Source organism: Variovorax sp. 350MFTsu5.1, assembly GCF_048302515.1.
GTDB lineage: Bacteria > Pseudomonadota > Gammaproteobacteria > Burkholderiales > Burkholderiaceae_C > Variovorax > Variovorax guangxiensis.
In genome coordinates this window covers 380,787-395,916 of the sequence record NZ_CP157620.1, presented here as the reverse complement: position 1 = coordinate 395,916, position 15,130 = coordinate 380,787, and the positions used below count along the sequence as shown (strand labels likewise).

At 69.0% G+C, this 15,130-nt stretch carries 18 protein-coding genes; 15 read left to right on the top strand and 3 right to left on the bottom strand.

Features of this window, described 5'->3' with window-relative positions; genetic code table 11:
* Positions 1-11: 11 nt before the first annotated feature.
* Positions 12-389, bottom strand: a complete 378-nt coding sequence (locus tag ABL843_RS01715; RefSeq protein ID WP_221297599.1) for a VOC family protein — start codon at positions 387-389, stop codon at positions 12-14.
* A gap of 175 nt (positions 390-564) precedes the next feature.
* On the opposite strand from ABL843_RS01715, the gene ABL843_RS01710 reads away from it, so the two are divergent.
* Positions 565-1,020 (top strand): hypothetical protein, encoded by a 456-nt coding sequence (locus ABL843_RS01710; RefSeq protein WP_418118762.1) that lies wholly within the window; start codon positions 565-567, stop codon positions 1,018-1,020.
* A 52-nt stretch (positions 1,021-1,072) separates the two neighbouring features.
* On the opposite strand, the gene radA is transcribed toward ABL843_RS01710, so the two are convergent.
* Positions 1,073-2,464 (bottom strand): DNA repair protein RadA, encoded by a 1,392-nt coding sequence (gene radA / locus ABL843_RS01705; protein WP_126022430.1) that lies wholly within the window; start codon positions 2,462-2,464, stop codon positions 1,073-1,075.
* 35 nt (positions 2,465-2,499) lie between these two features.
* Positions 2,500-3,510, bottom strand: coding sequence for a Bug family tripartite tricarboxylate transporter substrate binding protein (locus ABL843_RS01700; RefSeq protein WP_369660010.1), 1,011 nt, complete (start codon positions 3,508-3,510; stop codon positions 2,500-2,502).
* 105 nt (positions 3,511-3,615) lie between these two features.
* Here ABL843_RS01700 and ABL843_RS01695 point away from each other — a divergent pair, with 105 nt between their 5' ends.
* From ABL843_RS01695 to ilvD, 14 genes are all read left to right on the top strand, one after another.
* A complete protein-coding gene (locus tag ABL843_RS01695; RefSeq protein WP_418118761.1) occupies positions 3,616-4,128 on the top strand; it encodes a MarR family winged helix-turn-helix transcriptional regulator in 513 nt (170 codons plus the stop codon).
* A gap of 116 nt (positions 4,129-4,244) precedes the next feature.
* Positions 4,245-4,682 carry a homoprotocatechuate degradation operon regulator HpaR gene (gene hpaR / locus ABL843_RS01690; RefSeq protein ID WP_418118760.1) on the top strand — a complete coding sequence of 146 codons (438 nt, stop codon included), beginning with the start codon at positions 4,245-4,247 and terminating at the stop codon, positions 4,680-4,682.
* Entirely contained in the window at positions 4,679-5,317 is a 639-nt protein-coding gene (locus ABL843_RS01685; RefSeq protein ID WP_418118759.1) for a fumarylacetoacetate hydrolase family protein, read from the top strand. Before hpaR ends, ABL843_RS01685 begins: the two co-directional genes overlap by 4 nt.
* On the top strand, positions 5,314-6,084 hold the full coding sequence (locus ABL843_RS01680) for a fumarylacetoacetate hydrolase family protein (protein ID WP_418118758.1): 771 nt from the start codon (positions 5,314-5,316) through the stop codon (positions 6,082-6,084). Before ABL843_RS01685 ends, ABL843_RS01680 begins: the two co-directional genes overlap by 4 nt.
* Positions 6,085-6,153: 69 nt before the next feature.
* Positions 6,154-7,134, top strand: a complete 981-nt coding sequence (locus ABL843_RS01675; RefSeq protein ID WP_418118757.1) for a Bug family tripartite tricarboxylate transporter substrate binding protein — start codon at positions 6,154-6,156, stop codon at positions 7,132-7,134.
* A gap of 29 nt (positions 7,135-7,163) precedes the next feature.
* Entirely contained in the window at positions 7,164-8,630 is a 1,467-nt protein-coding gene (gene hpaE, locus ABL843_RS01670; RefSeq protein WP_418118756.1) for a 5-carboxymethyl-2-hydroxymuconate semialdehyde dehydrogenase, read from the top strand.
* The gene (locus ABL843_RS01665) at positions 8,627-9,601 is read left to right on the top strand and encodes a Bug family tripartite tricarboxylate transporter substrate binding protein (RefSeq protein ID WP_418118755.1); all 975 of its coding nucleotides are present in this window, start codon (positions 8,627-8,629) and stop codon (positions 9,599-9,601) included. The genes hpaE and ABL843_RS01665 overlap by 4 nt, the downstream gene beginning before the upstream one ends.
* A 3-nt stretch (positions 9,602-9,604) precedes the next feature.
* Positions 9,605-9,940, top strand: coding sequence for an aromatic ring-opening dioxygenase subunit LigA (locus tag ABL843_RS01660; RefSeq protein WP_184640402.1), 336 nt, complete (start codon positions 9,605-9,607; stop codon positions 9,938-9,940).
* Positions 9,937-10,764, top strand: a complete 828-nt coding sequence (locus ABL843_RS01655) for an extradiol ring-cleavage dioxygenase (RefSeq protein WP_418118754.1) — start codon at positions 9,937-9,939, stop codon at positions 10,762-10,764. The genes ABL843_RS01660 and ABL843_RS01655 overlap by 4 nt, the downstream gene beginning before the upstream one ends.
* 13 nt (positions 10,765-10,777) lie before the next feature.
* A complete protein-coding gene (locus tag ABL843_RS01650) occupies positions 10,778-11,185 on the top strand; it encodes a 5-carboxymethyl-2-hydroxymuconate Delta-isomerase (RefSeq protein WP_369660017.1) in 408 nt (135 codons plus the stop codon).
* A gap of 27 nt (positions 11,186-11,212) precedes the next feature.
* Positions 11,213-12,016 carry a 2-oxo-hept-4-ene-1,7-dioate hydratase gene (gene hpaH, locus ABL843_RS01645; RefSeq protein WP_418118753.1) on the top strand — a complete coding sequence of 268 codons (804 nt, stop codon included), beginning with the start codon at positions 11,213-11,215 and terminating at the stop codon, positions 12,014-12,016.
* Between the two features lie 12 nt (positions 12,017-12,028).
* On the top strand, positions 12,029-12,850 hold the full coding sequence (hpaI, locus tag ABL843_RS01640) for a 4-hydroxy-2-oxoheptanedioate aldolase (protein ID WP_418118752.1): 822 nt from the start codon (positions 12,029-12,031) through the stop codon (positions 12,848-12,850).
* A 25-nt stretch (positions 12,851-12,875) separates the two neighbouring features.
* Complete coding sequence (locus tag ABL843_RS01635; RefSeq protein WP_184640412.1) at positions 12,876-13,346, top strand: ester cyclase; 471 nt, start codon at positions 12,876-12,878, stop codon at positions 13,344-13,346.
* Between the two features lie 36 nt (positions 13,347-13,382).
* Complete coding sequence (ilvD, locus tag ABL843_RS01630) at positions 13,383-15,119, top strand: dihydroxy-acid dehydratase (protein WP_418118751.1); 1,737 nt, start codon at positions 13,383-13,385, stop codon at positions 15,117-15,119.
* Positions 15,120-15,130: the final 11 nt, after the last annotated feature.

Here is a 15,130-nt window from a genome sequence, read left to right as displayed (position 1 = left end):
CGGCAAAGACCTCAGGCCGGGCCGCGCAGGCCGATGCAGTTGCCCCAGGGGTCGCGCACCTGGCACATGTACTGCACGCCCTGCGCGTCGTCCAGCCGCAGCGGCCCCCGGTACAGCACAGCACCGGCCGATTCGAAGCCGCGCAGCGCGGCATCGAAGCGGTCGACGCTCCAGTACACGACCGAGCCCGAAGCGCCCGAATCGACCTTCCCGTCGCTCGGCACGATCTCGAGCAGGACCCCTTGCACCGACAGGCATTCGAACACCGGCGTCCCGATGCGGACGCGAACGGCCTCGCCCCCGAATGCCGCTTCGTACCAGCGCAGCGCCGCCTCCACGTCAGCGACATGGACCATGACGGCGGCAATCGGGAACGGCATCGGCTTCATTCGGCGAACGGTTGGTAGGGGCGTGATTGTGCCGGCCCATCCGCAGCGATCGCGGTAGCGGCCGTGGCTACCGCCGGGCGCGCAAGGCGGTACTCGCAGCGAAAGGCACGTACGGCGGCGGCGAGAGGCGGCACATTTCGCCGCACGGGCATCCGCCCGGGCCACCGAAAAGCGTATGACCATTCCGCGCTCCGTCACATTCGTTCGTCTCACCCTCGCCGCCACGCTCACGGCCGCCGCGCTCAGCGGCTGCTACGTCGTGCCGCTCGGGCAACCCGCTCCCTCGGCGCCGCCTTCGCAGGCTTACGCCGTCACGCCGGGCCCGGTCGCACAGACCTTCAACGCGCGGCTGTACCCGTCGAATGCCGAGGCCTCGCGCTACGGCGTCGTCGCCGGCACCGTGACCAACGACATGAACGGCCGCGGCCACTTCAACGCACAGATCGGCGGAGAACAGTTCCAGGGAGAGGCAACCCGGGTCGCCAGCTCGCGTGCCAACGGCGTGGCGAACGCCACGGGCAGCCGCGGCGGCAACCTGAGTTGCCAGTATTCGATGAACTCGGCCACGCTGGGCAGCGGCCAATGCGTGCTCAACAGCGGACCGGCGTTCACGATGCACATCGGGGGATAGGGAGGGTAGGCCCGGCGCGACAGCGTGCGCGCCGGGTCATTTTTTCCCGGTTTCAGTCGAGGCGGCGGACGACGTCCATCGCCTCCTCGATGCGGTCCACCGCGTGGATCGTCAGCCCTTCGATTTCCTTCGCGCCCTTCTTGGGCGCGTTCGCCTTCGGCACCACCGCCACGCTGAAGCCCAGCTTGGCGGCCTCGCGCAGGCGCTCCTGCCCGCGCGGCGCGGGGCGTACCTCCCCGGCCAGGCCCACTTCGCCGAAGGCGATGAAGCCCTTGGGCATGGGCTTGCCGCGCAGGCTGGAGGTGATGGCCAGCATCACGGCCAGGTCGGCCGCGGGCTCGCTGATGCGCACGCCGCCCACCGCGTTCACGAACACGTCCTGGTCCATGCATGCCACGCCGGCGTGGCGGTGCAGCACCGCCAGCAGCATCGCGAGGCGGTCGCGGTCCAGGCCCACCGACAGGCGGCGCGGGCTGGGCCCGCCGTTGTCGACCAGCGCCTGGATTTCCACCAGCATCGGCCGCGTGCCTTCGAGCGTGACGAGCACCACGCTGCCAGGCACGGGCTCGGCATGCTGGCTCAGGAAGATCGCACTCGGATTGGTCACGCCCTTCAGGCCGCGCTCGGTCATGGCGAACACGCCGATCTCGTTGACCGCGCCGAAGCGGTTCTTGATGGCGCGCACGAGGCGGAAGCTCGAATGCGTGTCGCCCTCGAAGTACAGCACCGTGTCGACCATGTGCTCAAGCACGCGCGGACCGGCGAGCGCGCCCTCCTTCGTGACGTGGCCCACCAGCACCACCGCCGTGCCGCTGGTCTTGGCGAAGCGCGTGAGGTGCGCGGCGCATTCGCGCACCTGCGCCACCGAGCCCGGGGCCGAGGTGAGCTGGTCGGAGTAGACGGTCTGGATCGAGTCGATCACCGCGATGGCCGGGCGCGTGGCGTCGAGCGTGGCGATGATCTTCTCGAGCTGGATCTCCGCCAGCACCTGCACCTGCGAGTGGTCCAGGCCCAGCCGCCGGGAGCGCAGCGCCACCTGCGAGCCGCTTTCCTCGCCGGTGACGTAGAGCGCGTTCTGCCCGGCGTGCTGCAGCGCGTCGACCGCCTGCAGCAGCAGCGTCGACTTGCCGATGCCCGGGTCGCCGCCGATCAGCGTGACGCCGCCGGAGACGATGCCGCCGCCCAGCACGCGGTCGAGCTCGTCGATGCCGGTGGGCGTGCGCGCGACGTCGGTCGCCTCGATCTCCGAGAGCGTCGCGAGCTCCGATGCGCCCGCAAGCGACGCGAACTGTGTGCCGAAGCGGTTGTTGGCGGGCCCGCTGCCGGCGCCCGCGACCTGCTCGACGAGCGTGTTCCATGCGCCGCAGCTGGGGCATTTGCCCAGCCACTTCGGGCTGGTGCCGCCGCATTCGCTGCAGACGAAAAGTGATTTGTCCTTGGCCATCCTTCGAGTTTAGGTGGCCGGGCGATGCTGCTTCTTCAGTCGTTGGCCTGGAAGTTCACCGCCTTCATGATCGCCGCCCATCGCGCGGTGTCCTCGCGCATGGTCTTCAGCAGCGCCTCGGGGCCATCGCCGACCGGGTACATGCCGTTCTGCAGCAGCTGCTGGCGCACCTCGCGGGAATTCACCGCGCGCGTGAACTCGGCGCGCAGCTGGTCGACCACAGGCTTGGGCGTCTTCAGCGGCGCGTAGTAGGCGAACCAGGCGGTCGCCACCACGTCCTTCAGGCCGCTCTCCACGAAAGTGGGCAGGCTGGGCATCAGCGGCGAGCGCTTCTCGCCGCTGGTGGCGATGACCTTCACGCGGCCGGTGGGCAGCAGCTGCAGCGCGCCGCCGACGGTGTCGAAGTAGGCGGGAACGATGCCGCCCATCACGTCCTGGCGCGCCGGCGTGGAGCCGCGATAGGGCACGTGCACCATCGACAGCCCCGCCGATCGGTTGAGCATCTCGCCGAGAAAGTGCGAGGGCGTGCCCGCGCCGTACGACGCGAAGCTCACGCCGCCGGGCTGCTTTTTGGCCCAGGCGATGAATTCGGCGACCGTGTTGGCCGGCACGTCCTTGTGCACCACCAGCGCGAGCTCGAAGCGGGCCGCGTTGATGATCGGCTGGAAATCCTTGACCGGGTCGTAGGTCAGGTTCCTGTAGGCGCTCGGGAACATGGTCATCATGCTCGCGGTGCCCAGCAGCAGCGTGTGGCCGTCGGGCGCGGCGGTCTTCACCACGTCGACCGCGATGCGCCCCGCGGCGCCGGAACGGTTGTCCACGATGAGCGGGCCGAGCGACTCGCGCACTTCCTGCGCGATGGCGCGGGTGAGCACGTCCTGCGTGCCGCCGGCGGGCACGCCGATCAGCACGCGGATGGGGGTTCCCGGCGCGATTGCCGGCTGCGCCCGCACGGCCGTCGCCAGCGGCGCGAGGGCCATGCCGCCGAGCGCGGCCAGCATGCGGCGGCGCCTGTGAAGATGCAGGAACTGCGGGTCTGTCGTCATCTGTCTTGTCTCCGTTGCTTGCTGTCTGCGCAGCGCGATGGGTCGCGGCCACTGTAGAGCGCCGACAATTGGTTCATCTAATCAATCATTGCCCGGGCAAACCCTATGCCGATGCAAGCGCAGCCCCGCACGCTCGACGACCTGCTGCTCTACCGCACCAGCCGGCTGCTGTCGGTCGCGGGCAGCATGGTCATCCGGCTGTGCGAGGGGCGCTTCGGCATCACGCGGCGTGAATGGCGGCTCATCGCCACGCTCGCGGGGCACGGCGCGCTGGGCTCGTCGCAGCTGGCGGAGCACGCGCAGCTCGACCGGGCGCGTACGTCGCGCGCCGTGAGCTCGCTGGTCGAGAAGGATCTGATCTCGCGCGAGCAGCCCGCGGGCGACCGGCGCCATGTGCTCCTGCGACTGACCGCGCGAGGCACGAAGCTGCATGCGGAGCTTTATCCGCTGGTCTGCGCGATCAACACCGAGCTGCTGGGTGCGCTGAAGACCGACGAAGTGGCGCTGCTCGACGACATGCTGCAGCGCCTGCATGCGCGCGGCGAGGCGATGGTGGCTGCCGCAGCCGACCTGCCCAAGGCCGACCGGCGCCGCCGTGAAGCACCCGCCGCGCGCTGAAGCGCACCGCACGGCGTATCCGTGCATACCCTAGGTTTGCGAATCGACCCGGCAATCGGCTAGGAAAGCCGCGACGATTCATTTAACATGTTAAGTAATTTCGGAAGAGACAAGCCTTGAACACCACATTCACTCATCGCAACCTGCCGCGCCTGCTGCTGCAGGCACGCGAGGCCGTGATGGCCCACACGCGGCCCAGCCTGCGGGAGCACGCGCTGTCCGACCAGCAATGGCGCGTGCTGCGCGTGCTGGGCGAGCACGGCGCGGTCGACACCGGCCGCGTGGCGCGCGAGGCCTTCATCCTCGGGCCCAGCCTCACCGGCGTGCTCGCGCGCATGGAGCGCGACAACCTCATCACCCGCGCGCGCGATCCGGCCGACCAGCGCCGCACCGTGGTCGAGGCCACGCCGCACGGCATGAAGCTGGTGAAGCGGCTGGGCAGCAGCATCGAGGCCCACTACGACTGGATGGAACAGTCCCTCGGCAAGGCCAAGCTCGCGCAGCTCTACGGGCTGCTCGACGAACTCATCGCACTGGAGCAACCCTCGCCATGAGCAGCACTCCCCATTTCCTGCCCACGGGCACGGTGTACGGCACCCTGCTCAACTTCCGCGCGGAGGTGGAGGCGCTCGCGCCGCAGATGACGCAGCCGCCCTACAAGGCTCCGCCGAAGGCGCCCGTGCTCTACGTGAAGACGGCCAACACATGGAGCCCGCATGGCAGCGCCATCACGGTGCCGGCCGGTGTACCCGAGGTCGAAGTCGGCGCGAGCATCGGCATGGTGATCGGCGCCGAGGGCGACGTCGAAGGCTTCGTGCTGATGAACGACCTGTCGATTCCCCACGCGAGCTTCTTCCGCCCGCCGGTCAAGTTCAAGTGCGTCGACGGCTTCCTCGGCATCGGCCCCGTGCTGCGCGACGCGCAGGAAGTGGCCGACCCCGCGGATTTCCGCGCCGAGGTGCGCATCAACGGCGAGCTCAGGCAGTCGCTCGACTTCTCGCAGCTCGTGCGCCCCGCGCGGCAGCTGCTCGCCGACGTCGGCGAATTCATGACGCTCGCGCACGGCGACGTGCTGATGCTCGGCTGCGGCGCCGGCCGTCCGCTGGCCCGCGCGGGCGACCGCATCGACATCTCCGCGCAGGGCTTCGAGACCCTGAGCAACACGCTGGTGAAGGAAGCCACGGCATGAAGCACGCACGCGTCATCTTCGAAGGCCGCGAGCACACCGGCACGAGCCACGAGTTCAACGGCCAGCCCGATGCAGCCGTGCGGCTGGACGACGGCCGCGTCGTGCCGCAGGAGCAGCTCGTGTGGCTGCCGCCGCTCGCACCGACTGCGCGCCCGCGCACCATCCTCGCGCTGGGCCTGAACTACGCCGACCACGCCAAGGAGCTCGAGTTCAAGGCACCCGAGGAGCCGCTGGTTTTCGTCAAGGGCCAGAGCGCGCTCATCGGCCACCGCCAGCACACGCAGCGCCCGGCCGGCGTGCAGTTCATGCACTACGAGTGCGAGCTCGCCATCGTGGTCGGCAAGACCGCGAGGAACGTGAAGCGCGACGACGCCTACGACTTCATCGGCGGCTACACGGTGGCCAACGACTACGCCATCCGCGACTACCTGGAGAACTGGTACCGCCCCAACCTGCGCGTGAAGAACCGCGACACCTGCACGCCGCTGGGCCCGTGGTTCGTGGACGCGGCCGACATCGCCGACCCGATGGCGCTCGCGCTGCGCACCACGGTGAACGACACCGTCACGCAGGAAGGCAACACGCGCGACATGATCTTCGACGCGCCCTTCCTCATCGAGTACTTCAGCCGCTTCATGACGCTCTCGCCGGGCGACCTGATCCTCACCGGCACGCCCGACGGCGTGGTCGACTGCAAGCCGGGCGACGTGGTCGTCACCGAGATCGAAGGCATCGGTGCGCTGGTCAACACCATCGCGGCGGCCTGAGCCGGCGCGCCGTCGCAGCGCACCTTTTCCTTGCCATATCCAAAACCAGATCAGCGGAGACGACACGACATGATCACCGGCAGAAAGCTCCTCCAGTTCACCGCGGCCGCCCTGGCGCTGGCCGTCTCGGCCCCAGCCCTCGCGCAGAACGCCTACCCCGCCAAGCCCGTGCGCTGGGTGGTCGGCTACCCGGCCGGCGGCGGCACCGACTTCCTCGCGCGCACCGTGGGCGCACAGGTCTCGCAGCAGATGGGCCAGCCGGTGCTGGTGGACAACCGCCCCGGCGCGGGCGCGATCATCGCGTCGGAGAACGTGGCCCGCTCGCCGGGCGACGGCTACACCGTGTTCTCCGCCGACAACGGCGTGCTGGTCTACAACCCCGCGCTCTACAGGAAGCTGCCCTACGACGCCGAGAAAGACTTCGCCCTCGTCGGCATGATGGGGCGCTCGCCGCTCATCATCACCGCCGCGCCCAACGCGGGCATCGCCGATGCGAAGGCACTGCTGGCCGCTCTGAAGGCCTCGCCCGGCAAGTACAGCATCGCGACGCCGGGCACCGGCAGCCCGCACCACCTCGCCTACGAACTGTTCCAGCGCGAAGCCGGCGTGTCGATGCTGCACGTGCCCTACAAGGGCGGCGCCCCGGCGCTGCAGGACCTGATGGGCGGCCAGGTCGCGCTGATGATGCTCGACCTGCCCAGTGGCGTGAGCGCCGTCAAGGCCGGCAAGGTGATCCCGCTGCTGGCCATGTCGGGCGAGCGCGTGCCGCAGCTGCCCAACGTTCCCACGGCCAAGGAGCTCGGCTTCGCCAACGTCGAGGCCTACACATGGCAGGGCCTCGTGACGCCCGCGGCCACGCCGAAGGAAGTGCAGGCGAAGCTGGGCAGCGAGCTGCAGAAGGCCATGGCCGACGCCAGCGTGAAGCAGAAGCTCTACGACGCCGGCTGGGAGGCACGCCCCGCCGATGCCACCGAAATGACGCGCTACACCGACTCGGAGCGCAAGAAATGGCACGCGCTCATCAAGGCGCGCGACATCAAACTGGACTGAGTGAACCGGACCCTTTTGGACTTTTTTCCATGCAACAGATCGACCATCTCATCGGCGGCAAGTCCGTCAAGGGCTCGGACTACTTCGAGACCGTCAACCCCGCCACGCAGGAAGTGCTGGCCGAAGTCGCCTCGGGCGGCGAGGCCGAAGTCAACGCCGCCGTGGCTGCCGCCAAGGAAGCCTTTCCCAAGTGGGCCGGCATGCCCGCGCCCGAGCGCGCCAAGCTCATCCGCAAGCTCGGCGACCTGATCGCGAAGAACGTGCCCGAGATCGCGCAGACCGAGACCAACGACTGCGGCCAGGTCATCGCGCAGACCGGCAAGCAGCTGGTGCCGCGCGCGGCCGACAACTTCTATTACTTCGCCGAGATGTGCACGCGCGTCGACGGCCACACCTACCCCACGCCCACGCACCTGAACTACACGCTGTTCCATCCGGTGGGCGTGTGCGCGCTCATCAGCCCGTGGAACGTGCCATTCATGACGGCCACCTGGAAAGTCGCGCCCTGCCTGGCCTTCGGCAACACCGCGGTACTGAAGATGAGCGAACTCTCGCCGCTGACGGCCGCGCGCCTGGGCGAACTGGCGCTGGAAGCCGGCATTCCGCCGGGCGTGCTGAACCTGGTGCACGGCTACGGCAAGGAAGCCGGCGAGCCGCTGGTGGCGCACCCCGACGTGCGCGCCATTTCGTTCACCGGCTCCACCGCCACCGGCAACCGCATCGTGAAGAGCGCGGGCCTCAAGAAGTTCAGCATGGAGCTCGGCGGCAAGAGCCCCTTCGTGATCTTCGAGGACGCCGACCTCGACCGCGCGCTCGACGCGGCCGTGTTCATGATCTTCAGCAACAACGGCGAGCGCTGCACCGCAGGCTCGCGCATCCTGGTGCAGCAGTCGATTTACGCCGACTTCGCCGCCAAGTTCGCCGAGCGCGCGAAGCGCATCACGGTGGGCGACCCGCTGGACGAGAAGACCATCGTCGGCCCGATGATCTCGCAGGCCCACTTGGCCAAGGTGCGCAGCTACATCGAGCTGGGCCCGAAGGAAGGCGCGACGCTGCTGTGCGGCGGGCTGGAAGCGCCCTCGAACCTGCCCGAGCGCGTGAAGAAGGGCAACTACGTGGCACCCACCGTGTTCGCCGACGTGGACAACCGCATGAAGATCGCGCAGGACGAGATCTTCGGCCCCGTCGCCTGCCTCATTCCGTTCAAGGACGAGGCGCACGCCATCGAACTGGCCAACGACATCCAGTACGGCCTCAGCAGCTACGTGTGGACCGAGAACATCGGCAAGGCGCACCGCGTGGCCGCCGCAGTAGAGGCCGGCATGTGCTTCGTCAACAGCCAGAACGTGCGCGACCTGCGCCAGCCATTCGGCGGCACCAAGGCCTCAGGCACCGGCCGCGAAGGCGGCACCTGGAGCTACGAAGTGTTCTGCGAGCCGAAGAACGTGGCGGTGTCGCTGGGTTCGCATCACATTCCGCACTGGGGCGTGGCGTGAACGCGAGCCGCCGCGCGCTGCTGCAAGGCGCCGCCGCCCTGGTGGCCCTGCCTTCGCTCGCACGCGCGCAGGGCAGCTGGCCCGCCAAGCCGGTCCGCGTGATCGTGCCCTTCACGCCCGGCGGCACCACCGACTTCGTCGCGCGCCTCGTCGGCACGGAGCTTTCGAAGACGCTGGGCCAGCCGGTGATCGTCGACAACAAGCCCGGCGCGGGCACGGTGATCGGCGTCGATGCCGCTGCCAAGGCAGCGCCCGACGGCTACACCTTCGTCTGCGTGGCCAACAGCTTCACGGCCAACCAGACGCTGATCCGCAAGCTGCCCTACGACACGCAGAAGGACCTGCGCCCGGTCGCGCTCATGGGCATGTCGGAGCACGTGCTCGCCACGCATCCGGGCAGCGGCCTGAAGACGCTGGCCGACCTGCGCAACGCCGCCAAGGCCAAGCCGGGCACGCTGAGCTTCGCCTCCTTCGGCAACGGCACCTCGGCCCATCTCTCGGGCGAGATGCTCAGGCTGCAGATGGGCCTGGACATCGTGCACGTGCCGTACAAGGGCCAGGGCCCCGCGCTCACCGACCTGCTCGGCGGGCAGGTGACGATGATGTTCGGCAACTGGCCCGAGTTCCGCGGCCACATCCAGAGCGGCAAGCTCGTGGCGCTGGGCATGGCGACCGCGCAGCGCTCGCAGTACGCGAGCGCCATACCCACACTGGCCGAACAGGGCGTGCCCATCGAGTCCAATTCGTGGAACGGCCTGCTGGCGCCCGCCGGTACGCCCGACGCCATCGTGCAGCGCATGAACGCCGAGGTGAACCGCGCGCTCGCGAGCCCCGCGGTGACCGAGGCCTTCCAGAAGGGAGGCATCGCGTCGCTGTCGGGCACGCCCGAGCGCTTCGCGGCCTTCATCCAGAGCGAGATCGCGAAGTACGCCGAGGTGATCCGCAAGGCCAACATCCAGATCGAGGGCTGAACCATGAGCCTCTATGCGATGCAGAAATTCCTCTTCGCGCTCAACCGCGAGCCCGAGGTGCAGCGCCGCTATGCCGAAGGCGGCGAAACGCGCGCGGCGCTGCTGGGCGCCTACGACTTCACCGAGGAGGAACGCGAGGCCATCGACGCCGGCGACATCGGCAAGCTCTACGTGCTCGGCTGCAACGGGCAGCTGCTGATGCACTTCGCGCCGCTGCTGGGCATTCCGTGGGCCGACTACCTCGAAGCCATGCGCGAGGGCGTGCGCAAGTACGGTCCCGTGCGCGCCGGCATCTACGCAATGACGACAGGCACAGACGAAAAGGTGGCGGGCGTATGAGTCTCGTATTCGCAGGCGTGTGCAGCCACGCCCCCGGCATCACCGGCCGCGCGCACCTGGCCGACCCTGCCGTGAAGGACGAGTTCCACGCGCAGTTCCATCGTTTCGGCGAGGCGATGCGCGCGACGAAGCCCGACGCGGTGATCGTGATCGCCGCCGAGCACTTCGCGAACTTCTTCATGAACAACATGCCGGCCTATGCGATCGGCATGGCCGACAGCTACGAAGGCCCCATCGAGGATCCCAAGTGGCTGGGCATCGAGAAGCACCGTATTCCCGGCGACGCCGCGCTCTCGCAGCGGCTGATCCGCGAAGTGATGCAGACGGTGGACGTGGCCTACGCGGAGGAATGGAAGTTCGACCACGGCATCATGGTGCCGCTGAACTTCCTCACGCCGAAGTTCGACACCAAGGTCATCCCCGTGAACATCAACTGCCAAGGCCCGCCGCTCACACCGCTGCACCGCGCCTGGGCCTTCGGCGAGGCCTTGCGCCGCGCCTGCGACAAGGTGCCCGAGCGCATCGCGCTGGTGGGCACGGGCGGCATCTCGCACTGGCCGGCCACGCCCGATTCGGGCAAGGTCAACGCCGAGTGGGACGCCGAGTTCATGCGCCGCTGGTGCGCCAACGACCGCGGCGCCCTGCTCTCGCAGGACGACTACGGCGACGAGGCCACCTACCGCGAGGCGGGCCAGGGCGGCTTCGAGATCCGCACCTTCATCAGCGTGGCAGCGGCCGCGCGCGGCAAGGGCGAGATCTTCCACATGAAGGCGATCCCGATCTTCGCGGTGACCTGCACGGCCGCCGTGATGTCCGTCGAATGAAAGAGCAAAGACGATGCCGCACCTGGTGATCCTCTACACGCCGAACATCGAGGCCGAGACCGACATGCAGGCCCTGTGCCGCTCGCTGGCCGACACCATGCTCGCGCAGCGCGACGAAGCGGACAAGCCGGTGTACCCCACCGGCGGCACGCGCGTGCTGGCCTACCCCGCCGCGCACTACGCGGTGGCCGACGGCGAGGCCGACTACGCCTTCGTGTACCTCAACCTGCGCATGGCCGCGGGGCGCTCGGAGGCCGTGAAGAAGAGGGCCGGCGACGACCTGCTGGCGGCCGTGCGCGCGCACTTCGCGCCGATCTTCGACAAGCGCCACATCGGCATCACCCTGCAGATCGACGAAAGCCCCGGGCAGGTGTACGACGGCAAGCACAGCAACCTGCATCCGCTGTTCAACAAGAGCTGAACGACGACAAGAGAAAAACGGACCCACATGCTCTCCCAAGCCACCATCGCCCAACTGGCCGCCGAGCTGCACGAAAGCGAGAAGTCGCGCGTGCAGGTCGAGCACTTCTCCAAGCGCTTTCCCGAGATGACCATCGAGGACGGCTACGCCATCTCGCGCGAGTGGGTCAAGACCAAGATCGCCGAGGGCCGCACCGTCAAGGGCCACAAGATCGGCCTCACCTCGCGCGCCATGCAGCAGTCCAGCCAGATCGACGAGCCCGACTACGGCACGCTGCTGGACGACATGTTCTTCGAGCAGGGCGGCGACATCCCCTTCAACCGCTTCATCGCGCCGCGCATCGAGGTCGAGCTGGCCTTCATCCTCGGCAGGAAGCTGCAGGGCCCGAACGTGACCATGTTCGACGTGCTCGCCGCCACCGACTATGTGGTGCCCGCCATCGAGATCATCGACGCGCGCATCGAGCAGTTCGACCGCCACACGAAGGCGCCGCGCAAGGTGTTCGACACCATCTCCGACAACGCGGCCAACGCCGGCATCGTCATGGGCGGGCGCCCCGTGAAGCCCGACGCGGTGGACCTGCGCTGGGTGAGCGCGCTGCTGTTCAAGAACGGCGTGATCGAGGAATCGGGCGTGGCCGCCGCCGTGCTCAACCACCCGGCCACCGGCGTGGCCTGGCTCGCGAACAAGCTCGCGCCGTGGGACGAGTGCCTGGAGGCCGGCGAGGTGGTGCTGGGCGGCTCGTTCACGCGGCCCACGACGGCCGTGCCCGGCGACACCTTCCACGCCGACTATGGCCCCCTCGGCTCCATCTCCTTCCGTCTCGCCTGAGAAGAGAACACCATGCACACCCCCATCAACACCTTCAAGCAGGCCCTCGCGGCCGGCAAGCCCCAGATCGGCCTGTGGGTCGGGCTGGCCGACGGCTACGCGGCCGAGATCCTGGCCGGCACCGGCTACGACTGGCTGCTGGTCGACGGCGAGCACGCGCCCAACGACGTGCGCTCGGTGCTCGCGCAATTGCAGGGCATTTCCAGCGCATGGTCGGCGCAGGCCGAGGCCGACCGTTCGCACCCCATCGTGCGCATCCCGGTGGGCGACACCACGCTGATCAAGCAGTACCTCGACATCGGCGCGCAGACGCTGCTGGTGCCGATGGTCGACACCGCCGAGCAGGCCGCGCGCCTGGTGCAGGGCATGCGCTATCCGCCCGAAGGCATCCGCGGCATGGGCAGCGCGCTGGCGCGTGCCTCGCGCTGGCAGGCCTACCCCAACTACCTGCACGAAGCCAACGCGCAGACCTGCCTGCTGGTGCAGGCCGAGACGGTGGAGGCGATGAAGAACCTCGACGCCATCGCAGCCACGCCCGGCGTGGACGGCGTGTTCATCGGCCCGGCCGATCTGTCGGCCTCGATGGGCTTCGTGGGCCAGCCCAACCATCCCGAGGTGCAGGCGGTGATCGCCGACGCCATCGAGCGCATCCGCAAGGCCGGCAAGGCGCCGGGCATCCTCTCGACCACCGAGGAACAGGCGCGCAAGTGGCTCGCGGCCGGCGCGCTGTTCGTGGCGGTAGGCGTGGACACCATCGTGCTGGCGGCGGCGGCGAAGCAGCTGCTGGCGAAGTACAAGGCAGCGCCGGGCGCGGCCACACCCAACGGTTATTGATCTTCTTCACCCGGGAGCACTCGCCATGCAACGCACCACCCTCGCGGCCCTGGCCGCGGCAGCCACCCTGTTCCTCGCCGCCTGCGCGCCCATGGGCTCCGGCAGGCAGGACGCCACCGCCCAGCAGGAGGCCAACCGCCGTGCGGTGCTCGCCTTCTACGAGAAGGGCCTGAACCAGAAGGACGCCGACGCGGCGCTGCAGTACGTGGGCAACCGCTACGTGCAGCACAACCCGACGGCGGCCGACGGCCCCGAGGGCTTCCGCAAGTTCATCGCCTTCCTGCGCGAGAAGTTCCCGAATTCGCGCAGCGAGATCAAGCGCAGCTTCGTCGATGGCGACTACGTGATCCTGCACGTCAACGCGATCCGCGAGCCGGGCACGCGCGGCAGCGCCATCGTCGACATCTTCAAGCTGGAGAACGGGAAGATCGTCGAGCACTGGGACGTGGTGCAGCCGGTGCCAGAGACCGCCGCGAACAAGAACGGCATGTTCTGACCTCCTCCTGAAACCCAGCCAGCCCCACGCCAGCCGATGACCACGCCGACCGACCCGAACAGCAAGCGCTTCCGCTCCGCCACCATCCGCGAGGGCACGATCCGCGCGACCACCCGCAGCTTCCTGCACGCGCTGGGCCAGGACGACGAGGACATCGCGCGACCGCACGTCGGCGTGTTCCACACGGGCGGCGAGATGAGCCCGTGCAACCTCAACCTGCGCGAGCAGGCGCAGCACGCCAAGACCGGCATCTACGCCGGCGGCGGCACGCCCCACGAGTGCCCGGTGGTGTCGATCAGCGACGGGCTGACGATGGCGCACTCGGGCATGCGCTTCTCGCTGATTTCGCGCGAGCTCATCGCCGACAGCGTGGAAGCCTCCACGCGCGGCCACCAGTGGGACGGCATCTTCGCCATCGGCGCCTGCGACAAGAACCTGCCGGGGCTGATGATGGGCATGGTCCGCTGCAACGTGCCCAGCGTGTTCGTGCACGGCGGCTCGGCGCTGCCGGGCCAGATGCCGGGCCCCGACGGGCAGGACCTGAACGTGGTCGACACCTACGAGACCATCGGCAAGGTGCTGGCCGGCACCGCCACGCACGACGAACTCGACGCCATGAGCCGCGCCTGCCTGCCCACGGCCGGTGCCTGCGCGGGGCAGTTCACGGCCAACACCATGGGCATGGTTTCGGAAGCGCTGGGCCTCGCGCCCATCGGCTCCAGCATGGTGCCGGCCGTGTTCAGCGAGCGGGCGCCGCTGATGCGCCGCGCCGCGAAGCAGCTCATGAAGGCGGTCATGGGCGACGGGCCGCTGCCGCGCGACATCGTCACGCGCAAGGCGCTGGAGAACGCCTGCGCCGTGGTCTCGGCCACGGGCGGCTCGACGAATGCCGCGCTGCACCTGCCGGCCATCGCGCACGAGGCGGGCATCAGGTTCCATCTCGACGACGTGGCCGAGATCTTCGCGCGCACGCCGCTCATCGCCGACCTGCGCCCGGGCGGCAAGTACCTGGCGCGCGACGTGTTCTACATCGGCGGTGCGGGCGTGATCCTGCGCACGCTGCTGGAGCAGGGCTTCCTGCACGGCGACGCCCTCACCTTCACCGGCCGCACGATGGCCGAGGAGCTGGCCGGCGCGCTCGCACCCGACGGCCGCGTGGTGCGCGAGGCCGGCAACCCGATCACGCGCGACGGCGGGCTGGCTGTGCTCAAGGGCAACCTGTGCCCCGACGGCGCGCTGCTGAAGACCGCGGGGCTGAAGACGCTGGTGCATCGCGGCCCGGCGCGCGTCTTCAATTCCGAGGAAGAAGCGCAGACGGCCGTGCAGAACCGCCGCTACGAGGCGGGCGACGTGATCGTGATCCGCAACGAGGGACCCAAGGGCAGCCCCGGCATGCGCGAGATGCTGGGCATCACCGCCCTGCTCTACGGCCAGGGCATGGGCGACAAGGTGGCGCTCTTGACCGACGGGCGTTTCTCGGGCGCGACGCGCGGCCTGTGCATCGGCTACGCGGGCCCGGAGGCAGCGGACGGCGGCCCGATCGCGGCGCTGCGCGACGGCGACATGGTGTCCATCGACGCACGGGCGGAAGCACGCTCCATCACGGTCGACCTGACGGCCGGGGAAATCGCGTCGCGGCTTGCCGGACGTGAGGTAAACGCGGGGGTCGCGCGCGGCGGCCTGCTGGAAAAATATGCGCTCACCGTGCGCCCTGCCCACCAGGGCGCCGTGACCCACTCGGGCGCGGTCACCTGGCTGCGCGACGAGTCTTGATCGAACCCTCC

Bases quoted from the DNA above. Each gene is read 5' to 3' on its own strand.
- ABL843_RS01650 (WP_369660017.1), top strand. From the start codon at position 10,778: ATGCCGCACCTGGTGATCCTCTACACGCCGAACATCGAGGCCGAGACC.
- ABL843_RS01675 (WP_418118757.1), top strand. From the start codon at position 6,154: ATGATCACCGGCAGAAAGCTCCTCCAGTTCACCGCGGCCGCCCTGGCG.
- ABL843_RS01700 (WP_369660010.1), bottom strand. From the start codon at position 3,510: ATGACGACAGACCCGCAGTTCCTGCATCTTCACAGGCGCCGCCGCATG.
- ABL843_RS01710 (WP_418118762.1), top strand. From the start codon at position 565: ATGACCATTCCGCGCTCCGTCACATTCGTTCGTCTCACCCTCGCCGCC.
- hpaH (WP_418118753.1), top strand. From the start codon at position 11,213: ATGCTCTCCCAAGCCACCATCGCCCAACTGGCCGCCGAGCTGCACGAA.
- ABL843_RS01685 (WP_418118759.1), top strand. From the start codon at position 4,679: ATGAGCAGCACTCCCCATTTCCTGCCCACGGGCACGGTGTACGGCACC.
- hpaI (WP_418118752.1), top strand. From the start codon at position 12,029: ATGCACACCCCCATCAACACCTTCAAGCAGGCCCTCGCGGCCGGCAAG.
- radA (WP_126022430.1), bottom strand. From the start codon at position 2,464: ATGGCCAAGGACAAATCACTTTTCGTCTGCAGCGAATGCGGCGGCACC.
- ABL843_RS01715 (WP_221297599.1), bottom strand. From the start codon at position 389: ATGAAGCCGATGCCGTTCCCGATTGCCGCCGTCATGGTCCATGTCGCT.
- ABL843_RS01660 (WP_184640402.1), top strand. From the start codon at position 9,605: ATGAGCCTCTATGCGATGCAGAAATTCCTCTTCGCGCTCAACCGCGAG.
- hpaE (WP_418118756.1), top strand. From the start codon at position 7,164: ATGCAACAGATCGACCATCTCATCGGCGGCAAGTCCGTCAAGGGCTCG.
- ABL843_RS01655 (WP_418118754.1), top strand. From the start codon at position 9,937: ATGAGTCTCGTATTCGCAGGCGTGTGCAGCCACGCCCCCGGCATCACC.
- ABL843_RS01635 (WP_184640412.1), top strand. From the start codon at position 12,876: ATGCAACGCACCACCCTCGCGGCCCTGGCCGCGGCAGCCACCCTGTTC.
- ABL843_RS01695 (WP_418118761.1), top strand. From the start codon at position 3,616: ATGCCGATGCAAGCGCAGCCCCGCACGCTCGACGACCTGCTGCTCTAC.
- ilvD (WP_418118751.1), top strand. From the start codon at position 13,383: ATGACCACGCCGACCGACCCGAACAGCAAGCGCTTCCGCTCCGCCACC.
- ABL843_RS01680 (WP_418118758.1), top strand. From the start codon at position 5,314: ATGAAGCACGCACGCGTCATCTTCGAAGGCCGCGAGCACACCGGCACG.